Annotated in this window: 10 protein-coding genes; 5 read left to right on the top strand and 5 right to left on the bottom strand. The window is 56.1% G+C overall.

All coding sequences use genetic code 11. The features are described 5' to 3' along the window. Positions 1-36: 36 nt before the first annotated feature. Positions 37-411, top strand: coding sequence for a hypothetical protein (locus tag LJ739_RS02045; protein ID WP_229156936.1), 375 nt, complete (start codon positions 37-39; stop codon positions 409-411). A gap of 191 nt (positions 412-602) precedes the next feature. Then, a complete protein-coding gene (locus LJ739_RS02040) occupies positions 603-3,206 on the top strand; it encodes an alpha-amylase family glycosyl hydrolase (protein WP_229156935.1) in 2,604 nt (867 codons plus the stop codon). 25 nt (positions 3,207-3,231) lie between these two features. On the opposite strand, the gene LJ739_RS02035 is transcribed toward LJ739_RS02040, so the two are convergent. Then, positions 3,232-4,935 (bottom strand): alpha-amylase family glycosyl hydrolase, encoded by a 1,704-nt coding sequence (locus LJ739_RS02035; protein WP_229156934.1) that lies wholly within the window; start codon positions 4,933-4,935, stop codon positions 3,232-3,234. Between the two features lie 355 nt (positions 4,936-5,290). Between LJ739_RS02035 and LJ739_RS02030 the strand changes: the two genes are divergently transcribed. Together LJ739_RS02030 and LJ739_RS02025 are read left to right on the top strand one after the other, a co-directional pair. Next, a complete protein-coding gene (locus LJ739_RS02030; RefSeq protein WP_229156933.1) occupies positions 5,291-7,450 on the top strand; it encodes an alpha-amylase family glycosyl hydrolase in 2,160 nt (719 codons plus the stop codon). A 176-nt stretch (positions 7,451-7,626) separates the two neighbouring features. Continuing rightward, on the top strand, positions 7,627-8,370 hold the full coding sequence (locus tag LJ739_RS02025) for a MipA/OmpV family protein (protein WP_229156932.1): 744 nt from the start codon (positions 7,627-7,629) through the stop codon (positions 8,368-8,370). A gap of 19 nt (positions 8,371-8,389) precedes the next feature. Here LJ739_RS02025 and LJ739_RS02020 read toward each other — a convergent pair whose 3' ends face one another. From LJ739_RS02020 to LJ739_RS02005, 4 genes are read right to left on the bottom strand one after another with little or no spacing between them, the layout of a single operon-like run. Next, a complete protein-coding gene (locus tag LJ739_RS02020) occupies positions 8,390-9,598 on the bottom strand; it encodes a M24 family metallopeptidase (RefSeq protein WP_229156931.1) in 1,209 nt (402 codons plus the stop codon). An 18-nt stretch (positions 9,599-9,616) separates the two neighbouring features. Further along, positions 9,617-11,119, bottom strand: coding sequence for an aldehyde dehydrogenase (NADP(+)) (locus tag LJ739_RS02015; RefSeq protein ID WP_229156930.1), 1,503 nt, complete (start codon positions 11,117-11,119; stop codon positions 9,617-9,619). Between the two features lie 9 nt (positions 11,120-11,128). Continuing rightward, a complete protein-coding gene (locus tag LJ739_RS02010; RefSeq protein ID WP_229156929.1) occupies positions 11,129-12,130 on the bottom strand; it encodes a 4-hydroxyproline epimerase in 1,002 nt (333 codons plus the stop codon). Beyond that, a complete protein-coding gene (locus LJ739_RS02005) occupies positions 12,127-13,050 on the bottom strand; it encodes a dihydrodipicolinate synthase family protein (protein WP_229156928.1) in 924 nt (307 codons plus the stop codon). The genes LJ739_RS02010 and LJ739_RS02005 overlap by 4 nt, the downstream gene beginning before the upstream one ends. A 107-nt stretch (positions 13,051-13,157) precedes the next feature. Here LJ739_RS02005 and LJ739_RS02000 point away from each other — a divergent pair, with 107 nt between their 5' ends. Then, positions 13,158-14,480 carry an NAD(P)/FAD-dependent oxidoreductase gene (locus LJ739_RS02000; protein WP_229156927.1) on the top strand — a complete coding sequence of 441 codons (1,323 nt, stop codon included), beginning with the start codon at positions 13,158-13,160 and terminating at the stop codon, positions 14,478-14,480. Positions 14,481-14,597: the final 117 nt, after the last annotated feature.

Raw genomic sequence — 14,597 nt, 5'->3', positions numbered from 1 at the left:
CTTGATTGAAGACCGCAGCGTTTAAGGAGAACAACAATGAAAAAGCAACTTGTTATGGCGCTGGGTCTGACCCTGGGCCTGTGCGCAGCAGCACCATCAGCCTACGCCCATGGCAGCAGCGCGCCGGAACACGGCGGCGTGGTCAAAGTGGAACATGATCTGGTGTTTGAATTGGTGCGCACTGACAGCAACACCAGTGTGTACATCAAAGATCACGGTGAACCCTACCCGACCGATGGCCTGACAGGCACAGTCATGGTGTTGGCTGCCGGTGGCAAAAATGAGGCACCGTTGTCACCTGCGGGCAACAACAAAATGACTGCCGACATCGTCATTGCCGACGGCGCTAAAGTGCTGGTCAAAGTGAAATCCGGCGACCACCATCCGGTCACCGTACGCTACAGTTTTTAGTTTGCGGATATAGAAATAGGCATCGGTTCGCGCCAGGCTAGTTGTCATATTGCCGGTCTGGCGTTGACACCGATACCACCACCTGAAGAGTTTCTCGTGTGCTTTTCGCCCCACGTGAATACGTATGCAAGACCTTGCTGTAAGTAGTGTTTCGCGTAAACCTAGGTAAAACATCGGAAACAGGACGTGCCATGATGCTTCCCCTCCGCTCAATGTCTTGCGTTGGTTTACTGAGTATGACCCTCGCAGGTTGCCAACCAGCAGAAAGATCAGATGATATACAGGCAACCCCTCCACAACGCCAAGTCCCGTCGCCCGATTGGCAACGGCAAATCGTGTATCTGGCAATGGTGGACCGCTTCGATGACGGCAACCCTGAAAACAACGATCAAGGCATGGGCGAATATGATCCTTCCGAGGAAAGTCATTTCAGCGGAGGAGACCTGCAAGGCGTATTGAACCGTCTCGATTACATTCAGGCTCTCGGCGCAACCACGCTTTGGCTAACCCCTGTAGTGGCCAACCAGTGGTGGGACGAAACCCACGAGTATGGGGGCTATCACGGCTACTGGGCGCGGGATTTTACTGCGATCGATGAACACTTTGGAGACCTGGACCTTTACCAACAATTGTCCGCATCTCTACACCAGCGGGATATGTACCTGGTCCAGGATGTGGTGGTCAATCACACCGGCAATTTCTTCTCTTACGAGGGCGGCTACAGCGCTGACGACCCGACCGCCTATTTTGTCAGACATACTGCACCTTTCCCCACTTCGGCTCCCACCTCAGCTCCCTTTGATTTGAATGATGCCAATGATCCGCAACACCGTGCTGCGGCAATTTATCATTGGACCCCTGAAGTCAATGATATCGATAGCCAACAGCAGGAGTTCACCTACCAACTGGGTGATCTGGATGACATTAATACCACCAACCCCGTCGTGATTGATGCCTTTAAACGTATTTACGGCCACTGGATCAAAACAGTTGGCATTGATGCCTTTCGCATGGACACCGTGAAATATGTCGAGCATGACTTCTGGCACCACTTTGTCCATGACAGTGACGGGATCCTGGCGACAGCCAAGGCCACCGGCCGTGATGATTTCTGGACCGTGGGAGAAGTGAAAATGATTTCAGCCCCCATGGATGACAGTGGCGAACGCAAAATTGCACGCTTTCTGGGTAGTCCCGAAAAGCCGGAACTGCAAAGTGCCTTCGCATTTCCTTTGCAGGAATCTATCAAGCGTGTTTTTGCCGAGGGCCGTCCCACCGGGTGGCTAGGATACCGCCTGCAACAACAGATGCTGCATTATCGCGATCCCTACCGTATGGCGAATTTCATTGACAACCATGACGTGCCGCGCCTGTTATCGGTAGGCAGTACCGCGGCCATGCGCCAGGCACTGGCGTTTATCATGACCATTCCGGGGATTCCGGTGATTTACATGGGCAATGAGCAGGACTTGCACGACTCTCGCCAGGCCATGTTTGATGGGGGTTATCTTGCCGCCAAGGGGGGAAGCTTTGACCCTCACTCAGCGATGTATCGATATGTTCAGTCACTGACCCGCTTGCGATTGCAGGGGGATGTGTTCACCCATGGCGATCTGTCGGTGATCGCTGTCAATGACAATGCCAGTGGACTATTGGCCCTACGCCGCAGCCTGCAAGATGACACTCGAATTATCCTGTTTAACACTGCTGAACATACGACCTTGGCGGCCAATGTGCCGTCAGGACTCCCCCCGCACACGGTACTGAAACCCATTTGGCAAGACGGCGCAGCAGTAGAGGCTTTCACTGTTGATGAGCAAGGTCTGCTGTCCTTGCAACTGCCTCCCCGCAGCACACTGGTCTTGGCGCCCGACGGCAGAAGTGAAGTGGCCTCCGTGTCCGGGCGACCGGTGTTGGACACCAAGCTTGACGGGCAGGTCTTGACCCAGGACACGTTGCTGACAGGTCACTACGCGGGAGACATCGATCAACTCTCGTTGGTGATCGATGGCAACCTGGACACAGCAATCCAGGTTGCTTCCCTGTCAGATAGGCGCTGGCAGGTCTTGTTACCTGTTACCGATCTCGGACGGCACCAGCGCTCAATACAGTTGTTCGCAGCGGATACCGGCTCAGCCAGTGAAGCGGTGCAAGCCACGCTTGCGAAGCAAACACCGACCTTGCACCTCAGTGTTGCGGACCCGCTTGACGATGACCATGGTCCGACAGGAAACTACCGCGCACCGACAGACCCGACCTTTTCCAGCCAGATGGATATCGAACACATCGAGGTACACAGTGCCGGACAAATCCTGCAGCTGACCGTCACGATGCAGTCGGTTACCGATATGTGGATTGCCACCAACGGGTTTGACCACGTGGCCTTTTCGGTGTTTTTTGACCTGCCAAATCAGCAAGGTGTATCCGTGCTACCAGGGTTGAATGCCACCATGCCTGAAGGACGTGACTGGGAATTGGGGCACACCCTGTACGGATGGGGAAACGGGGTTTTTACCGCCCATGGAGCAACCGCACAACAACCGGGTAAACGATTGGGGAATGCACCGCAGGTTGATGTGTCTCTAGACAAGCGTCAAATTACCATGACCTATTCATCGGCAGCCGTTGGCCTGCCAGACTGGCGGGGCGTTGGCGTGTACCTCACCACCTGGGATAAGACCGGAGAAGGTGGCAACCGCCCCATCACACCCGAGGGCGGCGTGTGGGACTTTGGTGGAGCACCCGCCACCGCGCCCCGGATCATGGACGAGGCCTGGCTAAAGTTGCCGGAATGAACGCCAGGTCGGATCTAAGGTTCTGTTATTCCGTTAGAGCCCGTTGCTGATCTGCCAATAGCGCCAGCAATTCAGAATTGGACACGGGTTGATCGAACAACAAAACCCTTACACCGTGGGCCGGAACAAGACTCTGGAACGCCTGCTCGGTTACATCAATCCGCCGCTCCCGCTGGGCAATCACATCATACCAAATGCCGCTGTCCAGCAGCGCATCAACAGTGATGTGCGCAGGGGTATCTCCTTTGTTTAACATCACCAATGCCGTTTGATACTCGCCTTGATGCTGATATACCCGCAGGAAGGTTGCGGTATCGCCAGCCACATTCAGGTTAACCTGCAACCCTCGCTGAAGCGCGACAGACCCTTTGCGGATATGTGCAATGCGGGTCAGGTTTTGCTGGATTGGATGTGTTGGTGCCCGATCAATGCGTCCCTGCCCCAGATAGTTACGATTGCCCTGATGCTCAGCCTTGCCAGTCATGAAATTGATTTCTGAACCATAGTAAATCACCGGTATCCCACGAGCGGTGAACAGCCAGTTATTGGCATCGATAAAGCCGTTATCACTGGCATTCATTCTCGGCATATCATGGTTGTCATAGAACGTCATCAGGTCATAGGGATTGGCATATGTCTGATCATTGAGGTGCAGATAGCTCAGAATATCGGCATAGTCTGACTGTGGGTTTTCGAACACGTCAGTGATCGCCTTACGACCCGGAAAGTCCAGTACACTCACACCACCATTTTGCGGCTGTGTATGCTCAGCAATGAAATCAGCATCGTAGGAATAACTTTCACCGAAAATAAAAATATCCGGGTGTTTTTGTCGAATGCGATCAAACAATTTCTTCCAGAAAAAGTGCGGCATCTCCTTTATGGTATCGACCCGAAGCGCGTGGGCGCCCTGTTCAATCCATTTCAGGTAAGCAGCTTCAAAGTAGTCCAGTACCGCCGGATTGTTTTCATTGATGTCTGACAATTGCGCCAGCCCTGTGTGGGTGTTGTAGAACGTGAGCAACGGATCGTCGCTGTCCAAAGACGCCGGATGAATGTTCTGATGATCAGCTAATAGCGTTCCCTGTTGATCATAGATCTCACCAAATTTGGGCTGATCGACGGGCATCGAATAGGCGGGCGAGCCGTGATTGGCGACGATATCCAGCACAAATTTCAAGTCATATTCCTGCCGCAAGCGCCGTGTCAGATCAGCAAACTGCAACCCTTCGGAGGGTAGGTGCTCATCGACCGCAAAGAAATTAACCCCCCAATAGCCGTGATAGCCGGTCTTACCGCCGTCTTTGTAATACGCACCATAACTGACCGGCTCACCGCCGCTGAAGGCCTCATCGGGATTATCATAAATGGGCGTCAGCCACACAGAGGTAAACCCCATATCTTTGATGTACTGGGCATTGTTGAGCACGCCCTTAAAATCACCGCCCAGATAACCCACATTGGCGACCTGACCCTGGGGTCCGTAAAGCGGGCGATCGAAGGTCGGGAATTGTCCACCCTGTTCAACATGGTTATTGGTGGGATCGCCGTCGACGAATCGATCGGTCAACAAAAAGTACACCGCTTCGCTGGCATAGGGAGTAAGGGTACCGTAAAACGAAGGTGTATCCTGTGCTACCTCCTGGCGATGATGGCTTGTGTTGGCGTGGGTACCCAACACCAAAAGAGACAGCAGCCCTGCCACCCCTGTTTGTTTTATGATTTTCACACCCTTCTCCTTGTTACCAGCACTGGCCTCGTACACCGTGTACGGATATTCACAACTGGTAGAGCCCATGCTATTAACAGAGCGTTAACAAGCCAAACACTTGCATACGTATTCAGCCCAATTCCACCAACCTGCCCACAAACATTGTTAACACAATGTTATTCATACGTATTCATTTTGTAATGAATACGTATGCACTGCATTGAGGTAAAAAATTATCCCAATAGTATGGGCGTAACCCGGTGGTGGGTTGATTTTTTATCCATTTCACAACGCCGCACACCGGCAATGAGCAAACATGACCCTCGATCATGGCTCTCCCTTTTTTTGGCAACGAACGTGTAAGGATTAAGTGATGAAACTCCTGTATATTTCCCTCGTCGTTACCAGTCTGGCAGCGCCTCAAGCGCATGCAGACTGGTACCTCAGAGGCACCCATAATGGCTGGGCGGCCGATGCAATGACCGACATCGGCAGCAATACCATGCTGGCCGATGATGTGGTCTTCAACAGTGCTGGCGAATTCAAGTTTGACCGCTTTGGCGACTGGTCCGAGAATTATGGCACCGGTGGCCAGAACGGCGGTAACATCAGTGTCGGTGCCGGTACCTATGACATTGAATTTTACACCGACACGAAGAACTGGGCGGTATTGCCCTCATCAACCCACGGCGGTGGTGGCACAACCACCTACCACTTCCGCGGCACGCCGAATGGCTGGGCAGGAGGAACCCTCCTGACCGCGGTCAGCGGTACCAGCAACTATGAAATCTGTATCGAATTTAACGGCGGTGATGCCAACGGTGGACCGCGCTTCAAAATCGATAAAAACGGCGGCTGGGGCGGTGACGCCTTCCCGGCACAGGATTACACGGTTGCCAATGGCTATGCCAAAATCATCGTCAACAGCAATACCGACAGCATCGTTTCTGTCGATGATGGTCTGGGGCCAAACTGTCAGAGCGTGGTTGCCGGGGACGATTTCCGTAATCGCACCATGTACTTCGTGTTTGTGGACCGCTTTGCCAATGGTGATACCAGCAATGACAACGGTACCAACCCCAATGGCACCTCCACCGTCGGCGCAAGTGGCGGACTCAGTGAATGGAAAAAGTACTGGGGAGGTGACATTCAGGGCCTGATCGACAAACTCGATTACCTGGAAGCTCTTGGCATCAGTGCCATCTGGGTCACACCACTGAACGACAACGTGAATAATTCCGGAACGGCTGGCGCCTATCACGGTTACTGGAGCAGAGACTTCTACGAAGTGGATGAACACCTGGGCGACTGGGCACTGGTGGACCAACTGGATGCCGCGATGGAAGCCCGGGGCATGAAACTGGTTCTGGACTTCGCACCCAACCACAGTAGCCAGGATGACAAGTACGAGTTTGGTGCGGTGTACAAAGAAGGGGTTTACCAGGCCGACAAAAACAACGGTACCTGGTTCCATCAGAACGGCGCGATTGCCGACTGCTATGACAGCGATCCGGCCACAAACTGCCCCGCGGAATACGACGACCCATGGGCATACCGCAACAAGTCTCTGTTTAACCTGACTGACTTCAATCACGGTGTGAACAGCAACAGTGTAGCCGATACCTATCTGATCGACGCGGCCAAAAAGTGGCTGGCCCATGGGGTTGATGCCATTCGCATCGACGCCATCAAACACATAGAGCCAAACTTCATCAACCGCTTCACGTCAGAGCTCCGTGCGATCAATCCGGATCTCTACATCTTCGGTGAATGGTACGGCGCAGGTGCTGATGACAGTACGTCGATGCAATGGTTGAGCGAAGGACGCGGTTCAGAATTACTCGATTTCAACCTGCGGGATAACATCGAAAAAGCCATCGCAGACGACATCACCATGATTGATCTGAATGCCCACATTGAAGCGCGCCCCGGCGCCATGGGCAACCGTGAAGACTGGCAGCCAATCTTCCTCGACAACCATGATGCGACCCGTACCAGTGTGTTTCTGCAAACCACCGGTCTGGTCAACAGCAACCGCCAGGGTAAAGGCTTCTCCCAGGCCTTCGCTGAAGCACGCCAGAACCTTGGTATGGCATTGGTCATGACCCTGCCGGGCATTCCAACGGTGTATTATGGCACTGAGCAGAACTCAACATGGTTTACGGCCAACGGTGATGGCCAGGTAGGTCACGACCCCTACAACCGAGAGCCCATGCCATCCTTCTCGCAGACCACGCCTGCTTTCACACTGATCAGCGCACTGGCCGACCTGCGAGCTCAGAGCCCAGCCATTGCTCGGGGCACCTACGCCGAAAAATGGCTAAATGGCGATGTATTGGTGTTTGAGCGTAAAGAAGGCACCGATGTTGCCGTGGTTGCGGTCAACAAAGGTGCAGCCACCACCATCACCGTGAGTAACCTGTCGCTGGCAGATGGTACCTACAACAGCGTTGTCGGTAGCGATGTGGTCACCGTCTCCGCGGGTCAGGCGACCCTCAACCTGAGTCAGAATGAAGTCGTAGTACTGCACTGATTCAACCAGTGTGTCCTGCCAAGGCCGTCGACATACCCGTCACGGCCTTTTTTTATTTTCAGGGCGCTGGTCATCCAAATCCCGCCGTTCACGTATCCCTTTTAATTCGTCATTGCATTGTCACCTGAATGTGGCTGACTCTGCCCTTTTTAACCGCAGAAAAGGAGATCTGAACCGTGATAGTACGCCCCCTGTCTATATTGGCTTGCCTGTTAACCTTATCCCCTGCCCTGGCGCAACAAGGCCCTCCCCAGGGCTGGACCTGGGGTGTGGGTGTGGTAGTCAATAACGAGCCCTACGCCGATGACGATACCCGCGTCCTGCCCATTCCTTTGATCGGTTATCGCTCTGAACGCCTGACGGTACTGGGCCCGTTTGTCAGTTACGCAGTGGTTAAATCCCAGAACATGGATGTCAACGTACGGATGCGGCCGGTATTCAACGGCTTTGAGGCCGACGATGATGCGCTGTTTGAGGGCATGGCAGACCGGGATTTCTCGCTTGCTGCGGGTGTTGGCCTGACCCTGCGCCAGGCACAATGGTCGTTTGAACTGGCCGTGGATCAGGATCTGCTGGACAAATCCGGGGGCTATGAAGTGACCTCCACGTTGGCCCATCGCTTTCGTGCCGCCAATCTGCTGATTGAACCGTTTATCGGCGCTACCTTGCAAAGTGACGATTTTGTCGATTACTACTACGGTGTGCTGCCCGGCGAAGCCCGCGTTGGGCGCCCGGCCTATCGTGCTGATAGCGCCACCAACTATCAGGTGGGTATTAACCTGACCTGGCCAAAGCAATGGGGCGGCTCGCTACGACTGGGGCTAACCCATCAATGGTATGATGACAGCATCGCTGACAGCCCTCTGACCGACAGCGACACCAGCCTCAATGCCCTTTTGGCTTACACCCGACCGTTCTGACCGGGTCTGAACCGTTGACCTAGTCCTGAGTTAACGGCGCGAACGGTTTATCCAGTTGCCACTGGGGCTGGGTAAACCAGCGCGGACCGTCGTCCGTCATGTAAAAATGATCTTCCAGACGCACACCGAACTGATCCGGATAGACAATCATCGGCTCATTGGAAAAACACATCCCAGCAGCCAATAGTGTGTTGTCACCCCTGACTAAATACGGGCCTTCGTGGATCTCCAACCCGATGCCATGTCCGGTACGGTGCGGCATACCCGGCAGCGTGTAGTCGGGACCGAGGCCGCAACGGGTCGCCACGGCCCGGGCCGCGTCATCAACCGATCCACAGGGCGCCCCGATGCGGGCGGCGGCAAACGCTGCCGCTTGTGCCTGTTTCTCAATCTGCCAGGTATCGCGGATTTGTTGTGACACCTGGCCGACACTGTAGGTGCGGGTAATGTCAGAGTGGTAGCCATGCACCGTACAGCCGGTGTCGACCAGCACCAACTGGTTGTCTTCCAGTCGCTGATCGCCGGGCACGCCATGGGGATAGGCGGTGGCCTGTCCGAACTGCACCGCACAGAAGGTACTGCCGTTGTCCGCTCCCAACTGACGGTGGGCATTGTCAATGAAGCGCTTCACCTCACTGGCCAGTACACCGGGCTGGATAAACTGGTACGCCAATTGGTGCACCCGCAGGGTAATGTCCATGGCATGCTGAATAAGCGCCAGTTCCTGCGCCGATTTACACTGACGAAAACCAGCCAGCAGGGTCGAAGCATCACTGATATGAGGGGCCTGCGCAGTGCTTTGCAAGCGCAGCACCACATCCGCCGACACGTTGGGATCGAGGGCTAGCGTGCGACTGCCCTGCTTCTCCAACAAGGTCAACACCAGCTCAATCACCGACGCCTCTTCCTGCCACAGGGCATATTCGGTCTCAATCGCCTGACTGGCGATGTGAGAGTCACGCTCGAAAGCCGGACACACCGCAATCACCGCTTGCGGGGTCACCAGACAGCCAACAAACCGCTCCGTGGCACGCCAATCCAGTCCGGTGAAGTAACGTAAATTGCCGCCACAGGCGAGCAAGCAGGCATCCAATTGCTCTGCCACCAGCGCCTGTTGCAACGCGGCAATGCGGACGGTATACACCGCAGGCGCGATTGCCTCGGGCCGGCGTTCATACAGGCTGTCCTGTTCGATGGCCTGATAGTGTTGTTGTTCGGCATGGGTCATGACATGGGCCTTGTGAGGTTAATCGGATAACGGTTCATTCTGAATACACAACGGACGCAAAAAGCGTAGCATAGCATGGGTGCCGACCGAGGTGCTGCGCACATCAGACGACGCCGGATAAGGACCGCCATGGTGCATCGCACGGCTCAGTTCCACGCCGGTGGGCATCTGATTGTAGATCAGTCGCCCGACCTTGTATTGCAGCGCGTCAATCACCTCACGGTGGGCCGCAATGGCCTGTGCATCGCCGTGAACACTGCTGGTCAGCTGACCGGGCAACGCCGCCACCAGCGCCAGCATGTCCTCTGTGCAGCGATAACCGGCGATCAGAGCCGTAGGGCCAAACACCTCATCCAGCAAGCGCGGGTTTTCGATCAAGGCATGAACGTCCGTGGCCAGCAGTTGCGCGTAAGGTTGTGCCGGGTTGTCACTGTGATTACGGGCCACTTGCGATAACTGCGGGTTAAGTGCCAAAACGTCGGTTTGCTGCTGATAGCTGTGCAATATGCCCGGCGTCAACAGCGCACAGGCTGGCGCCTTATCAAGTACGATTCGGGCTTGTTCAAACACCGTTTCTATCTGCCCGGCTGGCACCAGCCAAACCCCGGGGCTGGTGCAGAACTGTCCGTACCCCATCAACATCGACTGACACAGTTGCCGGGTCAGCTCGGCTACCTCTTCGTCTGGCATACCCGGCAATACCCATTGTGGGTTGACGCTGCCAAGCTCGGCGTACAGCGGGATCGGCTCGTCCCGTTGGTTAAGGGTCTTGCGCAGCGCTTCTGCCACGGCAAGAGAGCCGGTAAAGCCCACCGCTTTAATCGCATCTTGGCGCACCAGATGATGAGACACCTCTGGGGTGTTGCCCTGCAACAGGTTGAACGCTCCGGCCGGCAGATCATGATTGCGCAGCGCAGCCACGATGGCATCCGCCACCATCGCGTTGGTACCGGGATGGGCAGGATGGGCCTTGTGCACCACCGGGCAACCGGCGGCCAGTGCCGACGCAGTATCACCGCCAGCGGTAGAAAACGCATAAGGAAAATTGGACGCCCCGAATACCGCCACCGGCCCCAACGGTAGGTGGGTCATCCGCAACCCCGGCAGGGGGAGTGGTTGGCGCCCGGGATCGGCTGCGACAACCTCGTCCTGTGGAAAACCTTCTCGCAGCGCCTGGGCAAACAGCCGCAACTGATTAACCGTTCGCATGCGCTCACCGGTCAGTCGTTCAACCGGCAATCCGGTTTCCCGGTGGGTAAGCGCAATCAGCGGCTCGCCGAGCACCAGCAGATTGTCGGCGATGGTATCCAGTAGTGCGGCGCGTTCTTCAGCTGACGTACCGCGTAATGCCGCAAAGCTCTGTTGCGCACAGGATACTGCCTGCTCGATTTGTGCATCGGTGGCACAGGCATAGGCGGTATCGCCGGCTTTGTCCATCAATGGCCAATGAGGCCTGAAGGTTGGCACAGTGGATTCGACGGTCCACTGGCCGTTGATCAACTGACCGTTTGTCTGTGACATGTTGCTCTCCTATATAACCTGAAACCCGAAGGCGTAGGTATCGCTGTCATCCACCTCGATACAGTTACGGCCATACACATGGGCCGAACCGCAGATACTGGGCTGGATGGCAGGAATGCCTGCCACCTCGGTACGTTGTTCGATGCAGCCGGTAAACTGGCTGCCGATGATACTTTCGTGCACGAAGGGTTGGCCGACGGCCAGCTCACCGCGGGCAGACAACTGTGCCATTCGCGCACTGGTGCCGGTGCCGCAGGGCGAGCGGTCGATGGCCTTATCGCCGTAAAACACCGCGTTGGCCGCTGTCGATGTCAGCAGCTTAGCCTTGCCGGTCCACAGCACATGACTGGCGCCGCGCACACTGTCATGCAGCGGGTGCTGACAAGTCACCGTGCGATTGACCAAATCCCTGATCTGCGGCGAAAAGCGCAGAATGTCTGCCGCCGACCACTGATCAATGCCGGGAAAGTGGGCCTGGGGCTCAACAATGATGTAAAAGTTGCCGCCATAGGCAACGTCCACCGACAGGCTACCCAACTCAGGCACATCCAGTATGATGCCGCGATGGGCGACAAAGGCCGGTACGTTATGGATCTTGACCCAACTGACGCGCTCGCCTTGCCAGTCATATTCCACCCGGATCTGTCCGGCCGGCACATCCAGTACCACTACACCGGCTTCACGAGGCTGCAGTAATCCGGCCTGCAGGGCCGCCGTCACCGCGCCAATGGTACCGTGGCCACACATCGGCAGGCAGCCCGAGGTTTCCACAAACAGCAGTGCGGCGTCGGCATTGTCACTGCACGGTGGGTACAGGAAGGCGCCGGACATCATGTCATGACCGCGAGGCTCAAACATCAGCGCCCGGCGGATCCAATCGTGATTGTCGATGAAGTCCTGGCGCTTGTCGGCCATGGTCGCCCCCGCCAGTGTGGGGTGGCCGCTGGTGATCAGGCGCACCGGATTCCCGCAGGTGTGTGCATCGATGCAGAAAAACGTGCCCTTGATCATGCAGCAGAAACCCGGGATACACCGCTCAAGTCCGGGCGGGTTGCCATGGCCTGCTCAAACAGTCCTCGCACGTAGGCTTTTTCCGCGTCGGGCAGCACCAGGCGCGGCGCGCGCACCACTTCACTGCCACGACCGGCCAGTTGTTCAGCGTATTTGATGCATTGCACCAGGGTCGGGATAGTATCCAGGCGCAACAGGGGCAGGAACCAGCGCCAGATCTCCCGGGCTTCGGCATAGCGCCCCTGCTGGGCCAGTTCAAAAATCGCCACCGACTCGCGTGGAAACACGTTGGTCAGGCCGGAAATCCAGCCGGTGGCACCGAGCATCAGTGACTCCAGGGCCACGTCATCCACGCCGCCAAACACGGTAAAGCGATCACCAAAGGCATTGAACAGCTCGGTAATGCGCCGGGTGTCTTCGGTAGCCTCTTTGACCGCCACGATATTGTCTTCCCTGGCCAGCACTTCCATGCCCTGAATGGACACGTCCACACCATAGGTCACCGGGTTGTTGTACACCATCACCGGCAGGTTCATGGCGCGGGCGATGGACTGGTAATGGACAATCGCCTCACGCTCGGTGGAACGATACACCATGCCCGGTAACACCATCAGGCCGTCTGCACCGAGCTGCTCAGCATCCTGACAAAAGGCAATCGCTTCGCGGGTAGTGGTCTCAGCCACGCCGGTCAGCAGCGGCACGCGGCCGTTGATCACCTCTTTGGCGGCGGCAATGATCTGACGCTTCTCAGCCCCGCTCATAGAGCAGTTCTCCCCCACCGTACCGTTGACGATGATGCCATGCACGCCCTCGTTAACCAGGGTATCCAGCATCGCCTGGGTGGAGGGGATGTCGATACGCTCGTCGCTAAAAAACTGGGTTGTTACTGCGGGGTAGACCCCTTGCCAATTCACTTTCATTGTTCTGTCTCCACGTTGAATGGCGCTACCCTATCAATATTGCATATTGTATACAATAGATTTTTCACATAACATGCCGTCAGTTCGTTTCGAAAAGGAACAAGTCAGTGCAGCAACAAGGGTTTACTCAGCGAGTCGCAGTGATCGGATCCGGCATCGTAGGGGTGTGCTGTGCCGCGTATTTGCAGCGCAGTGGTTGGAAGGTGGATGTGTTTGATCCGAATGGGATCAGCCACGGCTGTTCTAAAGGCAACGCCGGCCACCTGGCCACCGAACAGGTGTTCCCCATGGCAGGCCCGGGGCTGTTGACGCAACTGCCCCGACTGTTGTTGTCACCGTCCAGTCCGTTACGGTTGTCGCCATTGACTAACCCCCCGTTACTGCCCTGGTTGTCACGCTTCGCTGCCAATATGCGCAGCGCAGTTCAACATCAGAACAGTCAGGCACTGCAGCAGCTGAACCAACGGGCGCAGGCGGCTTTGTTGACGCTACTGACAGATGCCCAGTGCGCATCCCTGATCAGGACGCAGGGATCATGGATGGTGTTTGAACAGAACGGTCAGAGGGATGTGGATGGACAGATAAAACGCTTCAATCAGGCCGGGGTAAGTGCCGAAGGTGCCAGCGGCGTGCAGGTACGCAAGGCAGAACCGGCGCTCAGTGATACCATTCGCCACGGGATTTTTTTCGCCGACACCGGCCATGTCACAGACCCCCAATTGCTCGGCCTTAAGCTGTTTGCCCATTGTCAGCGCCAGGGCGCACGTCTGCTACTGGAAAAGGTCAGCCGCGTGATCCCACGCCACGATCATGCTTTGATCTGCACACCGAACAAATCCCGCCGGTATTCCCATGTGGTGATAGCCGCCGGAGTGACGTCCCGCGAGTTGTTGGCGGCGTTGGGTGTTTGTGTACCGCTGATAGCCGAATACGGTTTTCATGCCATGACGCCAGCGGTACCAGGGCTCCACTGTCCGGTGACGTCGGCCGAACGCCATTGCATCATGACCCCGATGAACAACGGTCTGCGTGTCGCCGGGTTTGCCGATTTCAGCGCCGCACCGTCTGCGCTGCAAAACCAGCAAAGGCGCGCCGCCACACTGCTTGGTCATGCCAGGGCGCTAATTGACCCGGTTCATCACCTGCCAGTGCAGCCCAGCCATCACTGGCACGGCGGCCGGCCATCCTTGCCGGATTCCCTGCCGATCATCGACCGGTTGCCCGACCACCCCCACATACTGGTAGCCACCGGACATGGCCACCTGGGGCTGACCCAGGCCGGGATCACCGGCGCGCTGATCAGTCAGTTGATCAATCAGCAACCGACAACGATCGATCTGACCCCGTTCATGCTATCCCGCTTCATCCGAAATACAGCATCGGATAAAGCGTATATACCCAGCGCCCTACCCCATTACTCAGTGCGCTGAAAACCGGAACATAAAGACCGGACAATGCGATTGCAGGCTGTTCCAGACAACACACCTTAGGATTTACACAGCATCCCGCGACAGTTGAGCAAATCCACGCTATACCGTTAGTCAGGG

The sequence above is a fragment of the Fluctibacter halophilus genome, assembly GCF_020687825.1.
GTDB lineage: Bacteria > Pseudomonadota > Gammaproteobacteria > Enterobacterales > Alteromonadaceae > Fluctibacter > Fluctibacter halophilus.
The sequence above is the reverse complement of the archived record's forward strand: the minus strand, read 5'-3'. Positions and strand labels throughout refer to the sequence as shown.

What these genes read in the sequence shown, in the direction of transcription:
- LJ739_RS02005 (WP_229156928.1), bottom strand. Translation starts at nt 13,050, where the DNA reads ATGAAAGTGAATTGGCAAGGGGTCTACCCCGCAGTAACAACCCAGTTT.
- LJ739_RS02030 (WP_229156933.1), top strand. Translation starts at nt 5,291, where the DNA reads ATGAAACTCCTGTATATTTCCCTCGTCGTTACCAGTCTGGCAGCGCCT.
- LJ739_RS02045 (WP_229156936.1), top strand. Translation starts at nt 37, where the DNA reads ATGAAAAAGCAACTTGTTATGGCGCTGGGTCTGACCCTGGGCCTGTGC.
- LJ739_RS02015 (WP_229156930.1), bottom strand. Translation starts at nt 11,119, where the DNA reads ATGTCACAGACAAACGGTCAGTTGATCAACGGCCAGTGGACCGTCGAA.
- LJ739_RS02020 (WP_229156931.1), bottom strand. Translation starts at nt 9,598, where the DNA reads ATGACCCATGCCGAACAACAACACTATCAGGCCATCGAACAGGACAGC.
- LJ739_RS02010 (WP_229156929.1), bottom strand. Translation starts at nt 12,130, where the DNA reads ATGATCAAGGGCACGTTTTTCTGCATCGATGCACACACCTGCGGGAAT.
- LJ739_RS02040 (WP_229156935.1), top strand. Translation starts at nt 603, where the DNA reads ATGATGCTTCCCCTCCGCTCAATGTCTTGCGTTGGTTTACTGAGTATG.